We start from the raw sequence: 15,801 nt of genomic DNA on the forward strand, positions 1-15,801 counted from the left end.
TCTCGCTCACCACAAGGGCTGCAGCAGACCGTCCTGCAATCGCCACGCATGCCGGGCCATGGCGCGCGCCTCGGCCTCGTCGTGGGTGACCAGCACCGCGGCCATCCCGGCCTCGTTGATGCGCAGCAGAAACTCGCGCCGCAACTGCTCACGCAAGTCGGCGTCCAAGGCCGAGAAGGGCTCGTCCAGCAGCAGCACCCGGGGTCGGGTGATCAGGGCCCGGGCCAGCGCCACGCGCTGCTGCTCACCCCCGGACAAGGTCCAGGTCCGGCTGCGCGCGTGAGACGCCAGGCCGAAGCGCTCGAGCATGGCTCGGGCCTCGTCCCTGGACTGCCGGCGCCCACGCCGCTGTTCCACCAGACCGAAGGCCACGTTGTCCTGCACGTCCAAATGCGGAAACAGAGCAAAGTCCTGGAACATCAGCGCAAAGCGGCGCTGCTCCGGTGGCCAGCGCGTGACGTCCTGTCCATCGCACCACACCGTGCCGGACTCCGGCTCATCCAGGCCAGCGATGATTTTCAGCAGCGTGCTCTTGCCGCTGCCCGACGCCCCCAGCAGAGCGACGGTTTCGCCCGCCGCCACCCGCAGGCCGACCCCGCGCAACAAGGGACGCTGCTGCCATTGTTTGTGGATCTCGCGCAGTTCAAGCATGTTGGTTCGATGTCCGTCGAGGGCGGCCTTCAATGAGCACAAAGGCCAGCAGCGCCAGCGCCATGAGCAGACAGGCCAGCAGCATGGCGGCATCCAGGTTGCTCTCGCCGGGCCGTCCCAGACGCTGGTAGATCAGGGTGGTCAGTGTCGTCCACTCCGGGCGCGAGAGAAAGAGCGAGACCGCGAACTCGCCCAGGGCCGTGGCCGCAGCAAAGGCCATGCCGCGACGCAGAGCCGGGGCCACCAGCGGCAGCACGACGCGCCAGGTCACGCGCCAGGGCGATGCACCCAGCGTCGCGGCCGCCTGACCCAGACTCGGTGGCATGGCGTCCAGTCCCGACGTGACCGAGCGGGCCACAAAGGGATAGGCCAGCAACGCATAGGCACCCACCAGCAGGGACAGGCTCGCGGTCCAGTCCGGGTACAGCAGCAACAACCCAAAGGACACGGTCACGGCCGACACCACGAAAGGCAGGTACTCCAGCGCACGCCAACCCAGCGCCCAGCCCGCGGCGGCGGCCTCACCGCGGCGGGTGCGCCACTGGTCCAGGGCATGGACGCCGAGTGCGTGCGCCAGCCCCAGCACGGTGGCCAGCACCAGGGCCATCAGGGAAAAGCGAAGGGTGTTGCCCACCGCCTGCCAGGTGTCCGGTTCGGCCAGCACAGCCGCACCGGTGTCGGACAAGGCCAGCAACGCGCGCCACACGATGGCCAGCAGCGGCGCAGCACACAGCAGGAATAACACCAGCAGGCCCCCTACCAGCGCCAGCCAGGCGCCCACGGTATCGGGCCGCCGCCGTGGCAGCGGCGATGTGCGCACCGGCGCCGCCAACCGTCGTTCAATCCAGGCGTACACCAGAGCGACCAGCCCCGTCAGCCCCAGCATCCAGATGGCCAGCACGCTGGCCTCGGCCAGGGCCAGCTCGTGCGCCACCAGGCTATAGATCTCGACTTCGACCGTCGCGTAGCGATGCCCGCCCAGCACCAGCGCCAGGCCAAAGCCGGCAAAACAGTACAGGAACACCAGACACAGGGCCGACAGCATCCAGGGCCGGATGGACGGCCATTCAATGCGCCAGAACGCGCGCCACGCGGTGGCCCCCAGCGTGCGCGCGGCGGCCAGCTGCTGCGCGTTGACCTGCTCCAGCGCATCCACCCCCGCGCGAACCACCAGGCACAGGTTGAAGAACAGGTTGCCGTACAACAGCAGCCATGGTGTCTCCGTGAGGTCGATGCCCCAACCAGCCAGTGGCTGACCGATGATGCCGCGCGGCCCCCACAGCGCCAGCACACCCAGCGCGGCCACCAGGGTGGGCACCACAAAGGGCAGCATCAGCAGCCGCAGGACCAGCCAGCGGCCCGGGAAGGACAGACGGGCCAGCAGCCAGGCCAGAGGCAGGCCCAGGACCAGCGCCAGCAGACAGGTGATGGCCGCCTGCAGGACCGACCAGGCCAGCCGCCAGCGCAGGTGGCCATCCGACCACACCCCGATCAGCGAGAGGTCGGCCGTGCCCAGGCCCTGGGCCAGCAGGCGCAACACCGGCGCCACCAGCAGCAGGCCCATGAAGGCCAGGGGCAGAGCCAGCAGGAGCCAGCCCGGGGCACGCAGCCCGCGCATCCGCCGCCTTACTTCAGGACGGTGCGCGTCCAGCGCTGAGTCCACGCCTTGGCCTGGCTGTGCATGCGGGCGGGCTCGGGGTTGTCAAACGACGTCGGCTGGGCCGCATGGCGCTGCATCACCTCCACCGCTGGCACGGCGGCATCGGCCGGGTACATCCACATGGTGGTCTGCAGGGCTTCCTGCACCGGTGCCGAACGCATGAACTCGATAAAGCGGCCGGCCGCCTCGCGCGCGGCCGGGTTGCCTCCCTTGACCAGCGCCACGCCCTCGACCTGACGAAACACGCCGCCCTTGAGAAACAGGTTGGCCGTCGGCGATTCGCTGATCTTTTCCTTGCTGTAGAACACCTCGGCGGCCGGGCTGCTGGCGTAGCTCACCACGATGGGACGTGTGCCGCCGTTGCGGCTGAAGTCGGTGTAGTAGGCCTCGGTCCAGCCCTTGGCCACTTTCACGCCGTTGGCGCGCATCTTCGCCCACCAGTCGAATGCCGCCTCCTCACCCAGGCCGGCGATGGTGGCCATCAGGAAGGCCTGCCCCGGGCTGGAGGTGGCCGGGTTCTGCACCACCAGCAGCTTGGCGTAGGCCGGCTGGGTCAGGTCGGCCAGCGAGGTGGGCAGCGCCAGCCCCGCCTTGGCGAACCAGGCCTTGTCGATGTTGAGCGTGACGTACCCGTAGTCCACCGGCACCACGCCCTCGCCCAGGGTCACCACCGACGCCCGCTGGCTGGCCGGTCCGGTGTAGGGCTCGATGATGCCGGCTTGCTGGGCTCGCGGCAGCAAGGTGTTGTCGATGCCGTAGACCACGTCGGCCACCGGCTTGGCCTTGGTCAGGATCAGCTTGTTGACCATTTCGCCCGCATCGCCAGCCTTGACCACCTGCAGCTTGACCCCTGCGTCCTTCTCGAACTGCGCCAGCAGCTCCTTGGGCAGATCGAACGAGCTGTGTGTCATCACCCGCAGGGTGGTGGGCGCAGCGTGCGCGAACAGCGGCAGCGCAGTGGCCATTGCGAGGCCGGAAAGGGTCAGAAGCAGAGAACGACGTTGCATGAGGACCGCCTTGTGTCGAATGCCGGTCGTCCCGGAGGAAGCGGGACCCGGAGACAGGGAAACGATCCCTGAGGCGGACTCACGCTCCCTACGCTGGCACGACCCAGATCAGGTGAGAGGGGTATTTCTCAGCCCCGGCCTTCGCCGCATCGCGGATTCGGCCTGGCACCCCCGGTGAAGAGTGGTATTTTAGGTCTGCGATCCATCCCCGGATGCGCCAGGGCTTAAGCTGGCGGCATGTGGCAGCTCTTGCGCACCTTTTCCTGGCAGGAATGGCGGCACCATCCCTGGCGCACCGCCGCCGCCATCCTGGCGGTCATGCTCGGCGTGGCGCTGGCCCTGGCCGTGCAACTGATCAACGCCTCGGCCCTGTCCGAGTTTTCAGGCGCGGTCAGTGCGGTCAATGGCCGCCCGGATCTGGAACTGCGCGCCCGCAACGGCAGCCTGGACGACGCCTGGCTGGAGCGCATCGCCACGCATCCGTCGGTGCAGACCGCCAGCCCGATTCTGGAGGTACCCACCTCGGTGCGCACGGCGGGCACGACGTCCGGGCAACCGGTCCGACTGCTGGGCGTGGACGCGTTGTCGGTGGCGGCCGTATCACCCGCCCTGATGCCCCGCATCGAGGGCGGAGATCGGCTGGACCTCTTCGCGGCCGATGCCGTGTTCCTCAACCCTGCCGCCCGACAGCAGCTGGGCACTGGCACCACGCTGGAGGTGCAAAGCGGCCTGCGCTGGCACCGCTTGCGCGTGGCCGGCACGGTGGCAGCCCCGGGCCCGCCCCTGCTGGTGATGGACATTGCCGCGGCCCAGGAACTCGCGGACCGCGTGGGCGAACTCAGCCGGATCGACCTGCGGTTGAAGGCGGGCACGAATGGCGACGACCTGACCGCAGACTTGCCACTGCCGGCCCACTGGCTGGCGCAGCGTCCCGACGATGGCAACGAACGCGCCAGCAACCTCTCGCGCGCCTACCGGGTCAACCTGAGCGTGCTGGCGCTGGTGGCACTGTTCACGGGGGCCTTTCTCGTTTTTTCGGTCATGGCCCTCTCGGTGGCGCGCCGCCAGCAGCAGCTGGCCTTGCTGGGCATGTCGGGGCAGGACCGCCTGCGCCTGGTGCTGGCCGAATCGGCCCTGCTCGGCTTGCTGGGCAGCGCCCTGGGCGTGGCCTTGGGCACAGGCCTGGCGGCGCTGGCCCTCAGGCTGCTGGGGGGCGATCTGGGGGGCGGCTACTTTGACGGCGTCAGCCCACGACTGCAATGGCGCGCCTGGGATGCCTTGCTGTTCGGCGGCCTGGGCGTGGTTGCAGCGATCGCGGGTGGCTGGTGGCCTGCGCGGAGCAGCCAGCGCATGGCGCCGGCACTGGCCCTCAAGGGCCTCGGATCTGCGCCTGTGCCCGGACCTCGCCGGCACCTGCCGGCCCTGGCCATGATCACCGGCGCGGTGCTGCTGGCGCTGCTGCCTCCCGTGGCCGGCATCCCGCTGGGGGCCTATGTGGCGATCGGTCTGTTGCTGGTCGGCGGCATTGCCGCGCTGCCACTGGGCATCGGTATCCTGCTCGACCGACTGGCGCCGGTGCTCACCCGCCGTGCGATTCCCATGCTGGCCCTGGAGCGTGCGCGTCGCCAGAGGGAGACCGCCGCGGTGGCCACCAGCGGCGTGGTCGCCAGCCTGGCCTTGTCGGTGGCCCTGACGGTCATGGTCGCCAGCTTCCGTGACTCGGTGACCATCTGGCTCGATGGCGTCCTGCCGGCCCAGCTGTACGTCCGTGCCAGCGACACCAGCGTGGGTGACGGCAACGTCCTTCCGCCTGCGTTGATGACCGAAATTTCAGCCTTGCCCGGGGTGTACCGCGTCGATCCGCTGCGCGCCACCCGTCTGCAGATCGACCCTGCCCTGCCGCCCGTGGTGCTGCTGGCCAGGCCCCTGGACACCACGGGCGCCGGGCGGGCCGGCCAATCCCTGCCGCTCGTCGGCAACCCGGTCACCCCACCGGACCTGGGACCGGGCGGCGCACAGGTGGTGCCGGTGTACGTCAGCGAGGCCATGGTTGACCTGCATGGTGCAAGACCCGGCCAATGGCTGCCCGATTGGTCCCGCGCCATGGTCACGCAGACGCAGCAGCCGGTCGCCTTCTTCGTGGCGGGTGTCTGGCGCGACTATGCCCGTCAGCACGGCAGCATCGTCATCGACCGCGACCACTACCGGCGCCTGACCGGCGACCAGCGGATCAACGACATCGCCATCCACCTGAACGAGGGGGCCGACGAAGACCTCGTGCGCGAAGCCATTCGCCAGGCGGCCGGTCGCCATGGCGCCAGCGAGTTGCTGGAATTCGCCTCGGCCAGCGAGATCCGGGCCATCTCGCTGCGCATCTTCGACCGCAGCTTTGCGGTGACCTACTGGCTGCAGGCAGTCGCCATCGGCATCGGGCTGTTCGGCGTGGCAGCCAGCTTCAGCGCGCAGGTGCTGGCACGCCGGCGCGAATTTGGCCTGCTGGCGCACCTGGGCCTGACCAGGCAGGACATCCTGCGGGTGGTCGCGGGTGAAGGACTGGCCTGGACCACGCTGGGCGCCCTGGCCGGTCTGGGCCTGGGACTGCTCGTCAGCGTGATCCTGGTGCACGTGGTCAACCCGCAGAGCTTTCACTGGACGATGGACCTCGCGCTGCCCGCCGGCCGTCTGGCGGCCCTGTGCCTGGCCGTCGTCGTGGCGGGCACCATCACGGCGTGGCTGGCTGGCCGGGCAGCGGCCAGCGGCGATGCGGTTCAGGCTGTCAAGGAGGACTGGTGATGATGCCCACCCGGCGACGCCAATGGCTCGCATCGACCGCGGCCTGGATGCTGTGCCACCCGATCACGTCACGGGCCGGCGAGGACAGCCCCGCAGAGGTGCTCCAGCCGCGCGAACTTCGGTTCCCCCGCGATCACGGCACCCACAATGAAGCCCGCACCGAATGGTGGTACCTGACCGGTCACGGCGAAGACGCCAACGGCCAGCCCTGGGGTTTCCAGGTCACCTTTTTCCGCAGCCGCGTCGACCCGGCCTCGTCGCTGTCCAGCCGGCTGGCCGCACGACACCTGCTGTTCGCCCACGCAGCCATCACCGACGTGCGGGCGGCACGGCTGTATCACGACCAGCGCATGGTCCGATGGAACGGAGCGCCCCCCGGCAGCCCGCTGGCCCAGCAACACGCCTTCGCCAGCGACGCCGACACTTCGGTGCGCCTGCACGACTGGCACCTGCAGCGCGACCCCTCGGGCCGCTACCAAACCCGCATCTCCGGCAACGCCCTGGGCATCGAGCTGACCGCCCAGCCCACGCAACCGCTGTTGCTGCAGGGCGACCGCGGCTTCTCGCGAAAAGGCCCCGATCCCTCCCAGTCCAGCTTCTACATCACCCACCCCCAACTGGCGGTGCAAGGCCAGCTTCGCATCGACGGCCGCATGGTTCAGATCACGGGTCGTGCCTGGCTGGACCACGAATGGAGCGAAGCCCTGATGCACCCGGACGCCGTCGGCTGGGACTGGATCGGCATGAACCTGCATGACGGCAGCAGCCTCACCGCTTTCCGGCTGCGACGGCGCGATGGCAGCGCCGTCTGGGCCGGCGGCTCCTGGCGGGGCCCAGTCTCGGGCGCCACCGGGGTGGCACCGGCGCGGCCATTCGGACCCGACGAGGTGCAATGGCTGCCCGGCCGGCGCTGGACCAGCCCACGCACCGGGGCGAGCTACCCCGTCGAGTGGCAGGTCCTCACACCGGTGGGCCGCTTCACCGTGAATGCCCTGGTGGATGCCCAGGAACTCGACAGCCGCGCCAGCACCGGCACGGTGTACTGGGAGGGCGTGTCCGATCTGCTCGATCAACACGACCGTGCGGTCGGTCGCGGCTACCTGGAGATGACCGGCTACGCCAGCCGCCTGGTGCTCTGAAGTCGCGGGTCAACCCGGCGGCAACTCCTGCAGCAGCAAGCGCCGGACATTGCCGCCCATGATGGCGGCCACCTCGTCGTCGCTGAAGCCTGCCTCCAGCAACCCCTGGGTCAGCAGCACCAGCCCCGTGGTGTCGATGGCCACACGGATCGCCCCGTCGTAGTCCGACCCCAGCGCCACATGGTCCACACCGGCCACATCGGCGGCGTGCCGGATGGCCTTGACGATGGCGGCGATCGACAACTCGCACACAGCCCCTTCAAAGTAGGCAATGCCGATCACGCCGCCGGTCCTGGCAATGGCCTTGATGTGATCGTCACTGAGATTTCTCGGCCCGGGACAGGTGCCCTTGACCCCGGTGTGCGACACCAGCACCGGGCGGGTGGTCATGGCCAGCACATCATCGATCAGCGCCGGTGAAGCATGCGCCAGGTCGATGATCATCCGCCGCTCCTGCAGGCGCTGCACCACCTGACGACCGAAGGCAGTCAGTCCACCCTTGTCCCACCCGTGCGCCGATCCACCGACCTCGTTGTCGAAGAAGTGCGTCAGGCCCGTGATCCGGAAGCCGGCGTCATACAACCGGTCGACATTCTCCAGCTGGCCCTCCAGCGGCTGCAGCCCCTCGGTGGCCAGCACCGCCCCCAGCAAGCCCTTGCCCGGGGGCTCGGCCAGCAAGGCCGACAGATCCCTGGCCGTGCGCACGATGCGCAGCCGGCCTTCGCTGCCCGCCTGTGCCGCATGCAGGCGTTCGCTCTGGTACAGCGCCCGCTCCAGCAGGCTGTCCCAGGTGCGCACGGGCCAACGCTGCGCCATCACCAGCATGGTGATGCTGTCGGTGTCCGAGGCGTTGCGCTCGAAGTTCATGCCCTTGGGGGTCTTGGTCACGGTCGCAAACACCTGCAGACCCACCCGCCCCTCCACCAGACGCGGCAGATCGCTGTGTCCATACGAATAGCGACGCAACAGGTCGCGAGACCACAGCAGGGCATCGTCGTGCAGGTCAGCAATGAACAGGCGCTCATGCAGTGCACGGGCCCGCTCCGACGCCACATACGGCGGTGTCTGCTCCACCGTGTTCATGCGCCGGTCCACGATGGTCGGCAAGGTGAGAAACACCCCGACGCCCAGCACCGCTGCCCCCAGCAACCCCCATCCCAGCCATCGTCCCCACCGTTGCCGCTTCATGGAAGTCCCTCCTTGTCGGTCGTGTGCCAGCAGACGGTCGGTCTGCGCGAACGCGCCAGCATACACAGGCCGTACACTGCCCCTGACATCACGCTGTCTCCCACGTTGCCGGTCATGACCGATACACACACTGCCCGCCATCGCACGAAGCGCAAGTGGTCCACCCTGGCCAGAGGGCGCGGATCGCAGGCCGACCATGGACACGAGGAAGTGGCCGGTCGCTATCTGTCTGCCAGCGTGGCCCGCGCCCAGAGAGACGAAACGGCGGGTCAGGTGCTCGACCGCCTGCTGGCCCACCCCCCCGAGCACACCGAAATTCTGTGCGTGACCGATGAGAGCGGGCACCTCGTCGGCATCCTGGATCTGGCGCAGCTGCTGCGACTGCCTCGTGATCAGCAGGTGGGCGAGGCGGCGCACCGAAATTTCCCGCGCATCCATGCCGATTCCGATCAGGAACGCGTGGCCTCCATGGCCTTGCACCACACCCTCGTGGCCGTCCCTGTGGTGGACACTGAAACCCGCCTGTTGGGCATCGTGCCCGCCTCGGCGCTGCTGCACATCCTGCGCCGTGAGCATGTGGAAGACATCCACCGCTTCGCCGGCATCACCCGTGAAGCCGTGCGCGCCAGGGAGGCGATCGAAGAGCCACCCCTGCGCCGCCTTCGGCACCGGTTGCCGTGGCTGTTGATCGGCCTGCTGGGCAGCACGCTGGCCACCTTCATCATGGCCCGTTTCGAGCATGCGCTGGGCATCAACCCCGCGATTGCCTTTTTTGTTCCGGGGCTGGTCTATCTGGCCGATGCCATCGGCACGCAAACCGAGGCCGTCGCCGTGCGGGGACTCTCACTCAGCCATGCCCGCCTGGGCTCGCTCGTCGGCGGCGAGGTCCGCACGGGCCTGCTGATCGGCCTGGTGCTGGGCGGGTTGACCCTGCCTGGCGTCTGGCTGGCCTTCGGCGATCTGCGCCTGGCCCTGGCCGTCTCGGGAGCGCTGGTGGCCGCCGGCGCCATCGCCACCACGATCGGGCTGGTGCTGCCCTGGGTGCTGGACCGGCTGGGCAGCGACCCCGCCTATGGCAGCGGTCCACTGGCCACCATCATCCAGGACCTGCTGAGCCTGGTGACCTACTTCCTCATCATCGCTGCGGTCATGACATGAGCACCACCGAAGCCCCCGCACGCGCCCACCCGCGCGCACTCACCGGTCTCCTGCCGTTTGTGCGCCCCTATCGCCTGCAGGTCGGGCTCGCCATCCTGTTCCTCATTCTCGCGGCAGCGGCCACGCTGCTCTTCCCGGTCGCGCTGCGACACCTGATCGACGGAGGCCTGCAGGCAGACAGGGGCACCCAGGCGATGGCCCTGCGCGGGCATTTTCTGGAAGTGTTCGCCGTCGCGGTGCTGCTGGGTCTGGCCTCTGCGTTTCGCTTCTTCGTCATGAGCTGGCTGGGCGAGCGGATCACGGCCGATGTCCGCGACGCGGTCTATGCGCACGTGCTGCGCCAGAGCCCCGCGTTCTTCGAGAGCACGCGCACGGGCGAAGTCCTCAGCCGGCTCACGACCGACACCACGCTGGTACAGACTGTCGTGGGCTCCTCACTGTCCATGGGACTGCGGCATGCGGTCACCGGCCTGGGGGCGCTGGCCATGCTGGTCTGGGCGCACCCCTACGTGATGGTGCAGGTGCTGCTGGTCGTCGTGCTGGTGGTCCTGCCGGCCATGTGGTACGGCCGCAGAGTCCGGCGGCTTTCTCGCGCCAGCCAGGACCGCGTCGCCGACGCCAGCGCCATCGCAGCCGAAGTGCTGAACGCCATTCCCCTGGTACAGAGCTACACCGCCGAGGACAGGGAATCGGCGCGTTTCCGCCAGTCCACCGACAGTGCCTTCCAGACGGCGGTACGACGAAGCCGGGCCCGCGCCGTGCTGGTGGCCTTCATCATCATCGCCAACGCCGCGCTGATCCTCTGGGGGCTGTACCAGGGCACCCAGGCGGTGATCGCCGGCCAGATCAGCGCGGGACAACTGGGACAGGCGGTGGTGCTGGTGATCCTTTTTGCCAGCGCGGTCGCTGTCTGGGGAGAGGTCTACGGTGACCTGCTGCGTGCGGCGGGTGCCACCGAGCGGCTGATGGAGCTGCTGGCCGCACGCTCACCGGTCCAGGAGCCCGCCTCGCCGCAGCCACTGCCCCCCGTGCACGGCGGCAGCCGTGTCAGCTTCGAGGCGGTGTACTTCCGGTACCCGTCCCGGCCCACGCAAAGCGCACTGGAGGATTTCAGCCTGGCGGTGGAACCCGGTCAGACCGTGGCGCTGGTGGGACCCAGCGGCGCAGGAAAAACCACGGTCTTCAGCCTGCTGCTGCGCTTCTACGATGCCCTGGGCGGCCAGATCCTGCTGGATGGCGTCCCCGTTGGGCAGCTCTCCCTGGCCGACTTGCGCCACCGCGTGGGCATCGTGCCCCAGGACCCGGTGATCTTCTCGACCAGCGCCCTGGAGAACATCCGCTACGGACGCCCGGAGGCGTCCGACGACGAGGTGCGCGAGGCTGCGCGCGCCGCCTTTGCCGACGAGTTCATCACCCGCTTGCCCGAGGGCTACGAGACCTACCTGGGCGAACGGGGCGTCAGGCTGTCGGGCGGTCAGCGACAACGCATCGCGATCGCCAGGGCCATGCTGAAGAACCCGCCCCTGCTCCTGCTGGATGAAGCCACCAGCGCACTGGATGCGCAAAGCGAACGCATGGTCCAGGCTGCGCTGGAGTCGGCGATGCGGGGCCGTACCACCCTCGTGATCGCCCACCGCCTGGCCACTGTCCAGCGGGCCGACCGCATCGTCGTGCTGGACCATGGCCGCCTGGTGGAGCAAGGCTCCCATGCCGAGCTTCTGGCCATGGACGGGGTCTACGCCCGGCTGGCGGCGCTGCAGTTCCAGACCTGAGCTGATTCCGGTCGGTTATGCATTGAACGCATAAAGGCATCCCAAGGCGGCCTTGGACAGCGCAGACAGGTCTTCGTACAGTCTCGTCCGTTGCACCTGTACGGTGCAGCACCCACCCACAAGGAGACCTCTGCACCATGTCACAAGCATCGCAACGGCCGGGCAGCACACCCGCCAACAGCCCGGCCACCTTCACTCACGCCCTTCCCTCCTACCTGGATCCGAACCACCTCGGCCCCTGGGGCATTTACCTGCAGCAGGTCGATCGGGTGACCCCTTATCTTGGGTCCCTGGCCCGCTGGGTCGAAACCCTCAAACGCCCCAAGCGCACCCTGATCGTGGACGTGCCGATCCTGCTGGACGACGGTACCACCGCCCACTTCGAGGGGTACCGCGTGCAGCACAACACCTCCCGCGGCCCCGGCAAAGGCGGTGTGCGGTTCCACCAGGACGTCACGCTGTCCGAAGTCATGGCCCTGTCGGCCTGGATGTCGATCAAGAACGCCGCCGTCAACGTGCCCTACGGCGGCGCCAAGGGCGGCATCCGTGTGGACCCGCGGCAGCTCTCCCGGGGAGAGCTTGAGCGGGTGACCCGGCGCTACACCAGCGAGATCGGGATCATCATCGGCCCCACCAAGGACATTCCCGCCCCCGACGTCAACACCAACGAACAGGTGATGGCGTGGATGATGGACACCTATTCCATGAACGAGGGCTCCACCGCCACCGGCGTGGTCACCGGCAAGCCGGTGGACCTCGGTGGATCGCTCGGTCGTCGGGAAGCCACTGGGCGCGGCGTCTTCACCGTGGGCACCGAGGCTGCCCAGCGCATCGGCATGGACATCACCCAGGCACGCGTTGCCGTCCAGGGCTTCGGCAACGTGGGCGGCGTGGCGGCCAAGCTGTTCGCCGAAGCGGGCTCTAAGATCGTGGCCGTGCAGGACCACGGCGGCACCGTCTACCGTGAAAGTGGTCTGGACGTGCCTGCCCTGCTGGCCCATGTGGCCAGCCACGGTACCGTGGCCGGGTTCCCCCAGGCAGAGGCTCTCTCGCGCGACGCCTTCTGGGACACGCCTTGCGACATCCTGATCCCCGCGGCGCTGGAGCAGCAGATCACCGAAGCCAACGCCGGCCGCATCCAGGCGCGCATGATCATCGAGGGTGCCAATGGCCCGACCACACCGCTGGCCGATGACATCCTCCACGAGCGCGGCGTGCTGGTGCTGCCCGACGTGATCGCCAACGCCGGTGGCGTGACCGTGAGCTACTTCGAGTGGGTGCAGGACTTTTCCAGCTTCTTCTGGAGCGAGGAAGAGATCAACGAGCGCCTCGTGCGCATCATGAAGGGCGCCTTCGCAGGGGTCTGGCAGGTGGCCGAAGAGCACAAGGTGAGCCTTCGCACCGCCACCTTCATCGTGGCCTGCAAACGGATCCTGCATGCCCGCGACCTGCGGGGACTCTACCCTTGATTACTGAAGTGTTTCCTTGATGACCGGTAGATCGGGGAGCGGCAGAATGTCGATGCCCTCCTCGATCAACTCGCGGGCCTCATCCGCGGTGGTGCGCCCACGAATGTTTCGCTGCTCGATATCACCATGGTGCATGGCCCTGGCCTCATCGGCGAAGCGTTCCCCAACGTCCTCGGTCCTCGCCATCAACTCGCGCATGGCGTGCAGTACCTGCGCCTGAATGCCATGGGGCAGTCCCTGTGCCTTGACCGCCGACTGGACGGCACCGGCCGGCGCAGGCACCTCCTGCACGTCTCCACGGCCCAGATTCAGACGCGGTGCCGACAGCTTCTTTTCGACCCGGACACTCGCGCACACAGGACACCCCAGCAGACCGCGTTCCAGCTGCTGGTGGTAGTCATCTTCGGAAGCAAACCAGCCCTCAAAGACGTGCTGGCGCTCGCACTGCAGATCGAGAACCTTCATGCGGCGGATTATCCGGCAACCCCCGACTCCACGCCGTCTGACCACGCCAGGGTCCAATGGCCCGAGAGGACATTCTGCAACCAGAGCGCGCCCACCAGTGTCTTGGCATCCTGGATGCGTCCGTCTCGACAGCAGGCCAGCAACTCGTCGGGTGACAGGCTCAGCACATCCAGGAACTCACCCTCATCCAGCTGCCGTTCTCCAGGGTGCAGGCCCCTGGCGAACCAGATGTCGATGCGCTCGTTCGAATAGGCGATCGTGGGTGCCAGCTGCCCGGCAAAGGCCCACTCGCTGGCCTCGTAGCCGGTCTCCTCGCGCAACTCCCTCCGGGCACAAGCCAAGCTGCCTTCCCCGGCGTCCAGCTTGCCTGCCGGCAACTCCAGCATGACCTCACCCATGGGATGCCGGTACTGCCGCTCCATCACGATGCGTCCATCATCCAGCTGGGCAACGATCATCACGGCGCCGGGGTGCAACACGAACTCACGGGTGGCCGTGCGCCCCGAAGGCAGGCGAACCTCGTCCCGGACCACGTGCAGGAAGTGACCTTTGAGCAACTCGTCTCGCCGCAAGGCAATCTCGCGCAGGTGCCGGTCGTTCTCGCTCATCAACGGGGTCCCCTGTACTCAGTGGCGCCGGTGGAACAGATAGCGCCAGGTGAACCCAGGGAATGCAAAGGTGAGGAACAGGGCAGCGGTGGTGGCGTAAAACTCCCAGCCCTGAGGATAGATCTGACCCACGGAATGCTCCAACCCCAGGCCAACGGCACCGACCACGAAGTAGCAGACCAGCAACTCGAGCACACGCCACCACAGGGTCTTGGGCTGCCGGAGTGGCCCGACGGCCAGGATGCGGTCATTGAAGAAGGGAAGATTGGCGGCCAGCAAGGCCACCAGAATCACCAGCCAGACAGATGCGTTCAGGGACATGGGGCGTGGGAGCCCTCGCGGGCCCCCAAGGTTCCGTAGTGAGGCGGGAAAATCACCCGATCAACGATGCCACGGCCTGCGCGCACAAGGCCATCAGTCCACCCGGCACGATACCCAGCACCAACACCAGTGCGCCGTTGATCGACAGCACAGAACGCACATCGGCTCCCGCCTCGATCGGTGCGGTCTGCGAGGCGGTATCAAAGTACATGACCTTGACCAGGCGCAGGTAGTAGAAGGCGCCAATGAGGGACATCAGCACGGCGAACACGGCCAGACCGATGTGGAAACTGGTACCACCGGCCACCAGGGCCTGCAGCACCGCCAGCTTGGCATAGAAGCCGACCAGCGGCGGCACACCGGCCAGCGAGAACATGCAGATGGCCATGACGCCGGCGTACAAGGGGCTGCGCTGGTTCAGGCCAGCCAGATCGGCCACCTCTTCGGATTCGAACCCGTTGCGCGAGAGCAGCAGGATGACACCAAAGGTGCCCAGCGTCGTCAGCACATAGGTAACCACATAGAACATCGCCGAGCCGTAGGCGTTGGCCATGTTGGCACCGTCCTTGCCCACACCGGCCACCAACGCCAGCAGCATGAAACCCATCTGCGCAATCGTGGAGAAGGCCAGCATGCGCTTGAGGTTGGTCTGTGCAATGGCCGCCAGGTTACCCACCAGCAGCGAGGCCACCGCCAGCACGGCCAGCATCTGCTGCCAGTCGATGGCCAGGGCGGCCATACCTTCCACCAGCAGACGGATCACGATCGCAAATGCCGCCAGCTTGGGCGCACCGCCGATCATCAGCGTGATCGACGTGGGGGCGCCGTGGTACACGTCGGGCACCCACATGTGGAAAGGCACGACACCCAGCTTGAACGCCAGACCGGCCACCACGAACACGAGACCCAGCACCAGTACTTGCTTGGAGCCCTTGAGCGTGGCTTCGCCGCCGGCGATGGCCTTGAGCACCTCAGACAAGTCCAGGGAGCCGGTGGCGCCATAGACCATGGACAGGCCGTACAGCAGGAAGCCGCTGGCCAGGGCACCCAGTACAAAGTACTTCATGGCCGCCTCGGTGGCCCGCAGATCATCGCGGCGCAGGGCCACCAGGGCGTAGCCGGACAGGGTCAGCAGTTCAAGCCCGAGATAGATGACCAGGAAGTTCTGGCCCGAGATCATCACGAACATGCCCAGGAGCGAGAACAGGCCCAGCGTGAACAGATCGCCGCCGCGCAGCATGTCACGTTGAGCCGAATAGGCCCGGCCATAAACAAAAGTGACGATCATGGCCACCGCGGCAAAGCACTTGAGCCAATTGCCCATGGGATCGCTGACCACCATGCCACCGAAGCCGGTCAGGGTCTTGCCGGAGGCCGCGTAGTTGCCCGTCAGGATCGCCACCACAACCAGCGTCAGCAGCGCCAGCACGTAGGTGGCGCCGCGCATCGGCGTCTTGACCCCGAGGTCAAGCAGCGCAATCACGCAGGTCATCACCAGCAACAGGATTTCAGGGTACGCCACGACCCAGCTGAGGTTGTCAATCATGTGAACGCTCTCTTGTCTTTCTGG

The 15,801-nt window shown here is 67.6% G+C and carries 13 protein-coding genes and 1 riboswitch; of the genes, 5 read left to right on the plus strand and 8 right to left on the minus strand.

The window, feature by feature from the left end; all coding sequences use genetic code 11:
- Positions 1 to 6: 6 nt before the first annotated feature.
- From ACFQNJ_RS06260 to ACFQNJ_RS06270, 3 genes are read right to left on the minus strand one after another with little or no spacing between them, the layout of a single operon-like run.
- Positions 7 to 651 (minus strand): ABC transporter ATP-binding protein, encoded by a 645-nt coding sequence (locus tag ACFQNJ_RS06260; protein ID WP_382255026.1) that lies wholly within the window; start codon positions 649 to 651, stop codon positions 7 to 9.
- Positions 644 to 2,269 carry an ABC transporter permease gene (locus tag ACFQNJ_RS06265; protein WP_382255028.1) on the minus strand — a complete coding sequence of 542 codons (1,626 nt, stop codon included), beginning with the start codon at positions 2,267 to 2,269 and terminating at the stop codon, positions 644 to 646. The genes ACFQNJ_RS06260 and ACFQNJ_RS06265 overlap by 8 nt, the downstream gene beginning before the upstream one ends.
- 8 nt (positions 2,270 to 2,277) lie before the next feature.
- The gene (locus ACFQNJ_RS06270) at positions 2,278 to 3,318 is read right to left on the minus strand and encodes a thiamine ABC transporter substrate-binding protein (protein WP_382255031.1); all 1,041 of its coding nucleotides are present in this window, start codon (positions 3,316 to 3,318) and stop codon (positions 2,278 to 2,280) included.
- Positions 3,319 to 3,385: 67 nt separating this feature from the next.
- Positions 3,386 to 3,501: riboswitch (TPP riboswitch) on the minus strand.
- 54 nt (positions 3,502 to 3,555) lie between these two features.
- On the opposite strand from ACFQNJ_RS06270, the gene ACFQNJ_RS06275 reads away from it, so the two are divergent.
- Both ACFQNJ_RS06275 and ACFQNJ_RS06280 read left to right on the plus strand, forming a co-directional pair.
- Positions 3,556 to 6,111: an FtsX-like permease family protein gene (locus ACFQNJ_RS06275; protein ID WP_382255034.1), complete on the plus strand. Its 2,556-nt coding sequence runs from the start codon at positions 3,556 to 3,558 to the stop codon at positions 6,109 to 6,111.
- A complete protein-coding gene (locus ACFQNJ_RS06280; protein ID WP_382255388.1) occupies positions 6,111 to 7,250 on the plus strand; it encodes a lipocalin-like domain-containing protein in 1,140 nt (379 codons plus the stop codon). The genes ACFQNJ_RS06275 and ACFQNJ_RS06280 overlap by 1 nt, the downstream gene beginning before the upstream one ends.
- Before the next feature lie 9 nt (positions 7,251 to 7,259).
- On the opposite strand, the gene ACFQNJ_RS06285 is transcribed toward ACFQNJ_RS06280, so the two are convergent.
- Positions 7,260 to 8,438 (minus strand): dipeptidase, encoded by a 1,179-nt coding sequence (locus ACFQNJ_RS06285; RefSeq protein ID WP_382255037.1) that lies wholly within the window; start codon positions 8,436 to 8,438, stop codon positions 7,260 to 7,262.
- A 114-nt stretch (positions 8,439 to 8,552) separates the two neighbouring features.
- Here ACFQNJ_RS06285 and ACFQNJ_RS06290 point away from each other — a divergent pair, with 114 nt between their 5' ends.
- The 3 genes from ACFQNJ_RS06290 (at position 8,553) to ACFQNJ_RS06300 (ending at position 12,837) form a co-directional block, all read left to right on the plus strand.
- A complete protein-coding gene (locus ACFQNJ_RS06290) occupies positions 8,553 to 9,596 on the plus strand; it encodes a magnesium transporter (RefSeq protein ID WP_382255040.1) in 1,044 nt (347 codons plus the stop codon).
- The gene (locus ACFQNJ_RS06295) at positions 9,593 to 11,368 is read left to right on the plus strand and encodes an ABC transporter transmembrane domain-containing protein (RefSeq protein ID WP_382255043.1); all 1,776 of its coding nucleotides are present in this window, start codon (positions 9,593 to 9,595) and stop codon (positions 11,366 to 11,368) included. The genes ACFQNJ_RS06290 and ACFQNJ_RS06295 overlap by 4 nt, the downstream gene beginning before the upstream one ends.
- A 137-nt stretch (positions 11,369 to 11,505) precedes the next feature.
- The gene (locus ACFQNJ_RS06300) at positions 11,506 to 12,837 is read left to right on the plus strand and encodes a Glu/Leu/Phe/Val family dehydrogenase (protein ID WP_382255046.1); all 1,332 of its coding nucleotides are present in this window, start codon (positions 11,506 to 11,508) and stop codon (positions 12,835 to 12,837) included.
- Here ACFQNJ_RS06300 and ACFQNJ_RS06305 read toward each other — a convergent pair whose 3' ends face one another.
- From ACFQNJ_RS06305 to nuoN, 4 genes are read right to left on the minus strand one after another with little or no spacing between them, the layout of a single operon-like run.
- A complete protein-coding gene (locus tag ACFQNJ_RS06305; protein WP_382255049.1) occupies positions 12,838 to 13,302 on the minus strand; it encodes a DUF1178 family protein in 465 nt (154 codons plus the stop codon).
- A gap of 8 nt (positions 13,303 to 13,310) precedes the next feature.
- The gene (locus tag ACFQNJ_RS06310) at positions 13,311 to 13,910 is read right to left on the minus strand and encodes an NUDIX domain-containing protein (protein WP_382255052.1); all 600 of its coding nucleotides are present in this window, start codon (positions 13,908 to 13,910) and stop codon (positions 13,311 to 13,313) included.
- An 18-nt stretch (positions 13,911 to 13,928) separates the two neighbouring features.
- The gene (locus ACFQNJ_RS06315) at positions 13,929 to 14,231 is read right to left on the minus strand and encodes a DUF2818 family protein (protein WP_374642725.1); all 303 of its coding nucleotides are present in this window, start codon (positions 14,229 to 14,231) and stop codon (positions 13,929 to 13,931) included.
- Between the two features lie 52 nt (positions 14,232 to 14,283).
- Positions 14,284 to 15,777, minus strand: coding sequence for an NADH-quinone oxidoreductase subunit NuoN (gene nuoN / locus ACFQNJ_RS06320; protein ID WP_382255055.1), 1,494 nt, complete (start codon positions 15,775 to 15,777; stop codon positions 14,284 to 14,286).
- Positions 15,778 to 15,801: the final 24 nt, after the last annotated feature.

The organism is Hydrogenophaga bisanensis, from assembly GCF_042665135.1.
Classification (GTDB): Bacteria; Pseudomonadota; Gammaproteobacteria; order Burkholderiales; family Burkholderiaceae_C; genus Hydrogenophaga; species Hydrogenophaga bisanensis.

What these genes read in the sequence shown, in the direction of transcription:
- ACFQNJ_RS06315 (WP_374642725.1), bottom strand. Translation starts at nt 14,231, where the DNA reads ATGTCCCTGAACGCATCTGTCTGGCTGGTGATTCTGGTGGCCTTGCTG.
- ACFQNJ_RS06270 (WP_382255031.1), bottom strand. Translation starts at nt 3,318, where the DNA reads ATGCAACGTCGTTCTCTGCTTCTGACCCTTTCCGGCCTCGCAATGGCC.
- nuoN (WP_382255055.1), bottom strand. Translation starts at nt 15,777, where the DNA reads ATGATTGACAACCTCAGCTGGGTCGTGGCGTACCCTGAAATCCTGTTG.
- ACFQNJ_RS06280 (WP_382255388.1), top strand. Translation starts at nt 6,111, where the DNA reads ATGATGCCCACCCGGCGACGCCAATGGCTCGCATCGACCGCGGCCTGG.
- ACFQNJ_RS06260 (WP_382255026.1), bottom strand. Translation starts at nt 651, where the DNA reads ATGCTTGAACTGCGCGAGATCCACAAACAATGGCAGCAGCGTCCCTTG.
- ACFQNJ_RS06275 (WP_382255034.1), top strand. Translation starts at nt 3,556, where the DNA reads ATGTGGCAGCTCTTGCGCACCTTTTCCTGGCAGGAATGGCGGCACCAT.
- ACFQNJ_RS06305 (WP_382255049.1), bottom strand. Translation starts at nt 13,302, where the DNA reads ATGAAGGTTCTCGATCTGCAGTGCGAGCGCCAGCACGTCTTTGAGGGC.
- ACFQNJ_RS06285 (WP_382255037.1), bottom strand. Translation starts at nt 8,438, where the DNA reads ATGAAGCGGCAACGGTGGGGACGATGGCTGGGATGGGGGTTGCTGGGG.
- ACFQNJ_RS06295 (WP_382255043.1), top strand. Translation starts at nt 9,593, where the DNA reads ATGAGCACCACCGAAGCCCCCGCACGCGCCCACCCGCGCGCACTCACC.
- ACFQNJ_RS06310 (WP_382255052.1), bottom strand. Translation starts at nt 13,910, where the DNA reads ATGAGCGAGAACGACCGGCACCTGCGCGAGATTGCCTTGCGGCGAGAC.
- ACFQNJ_RS06290 (WP_382255040.1), top strand. Translation starts at nt 8,553, where the DNA reads ATGACCGATACACACACTGCCCGCCATCGCACGAAGCGCAAGTGGTCC.
- ACFQNJ_RS06265 (WP_382255028.1), bottom strand. Translation starts at nt 2,269, where the DNA reads ATGCGCGGGCTGCGTGCCCCGGGCTGGCTCCTGCTGGCTCTGCCCCTG.
- ACFQNJ_RS06300 (WP_382255046.1), top strand. Translation starts at nt 11,506, where the DNA reads ATGTCACAAGCATCGCAACGGCCGGGCAGCACACCCGCCAACAGCCCG.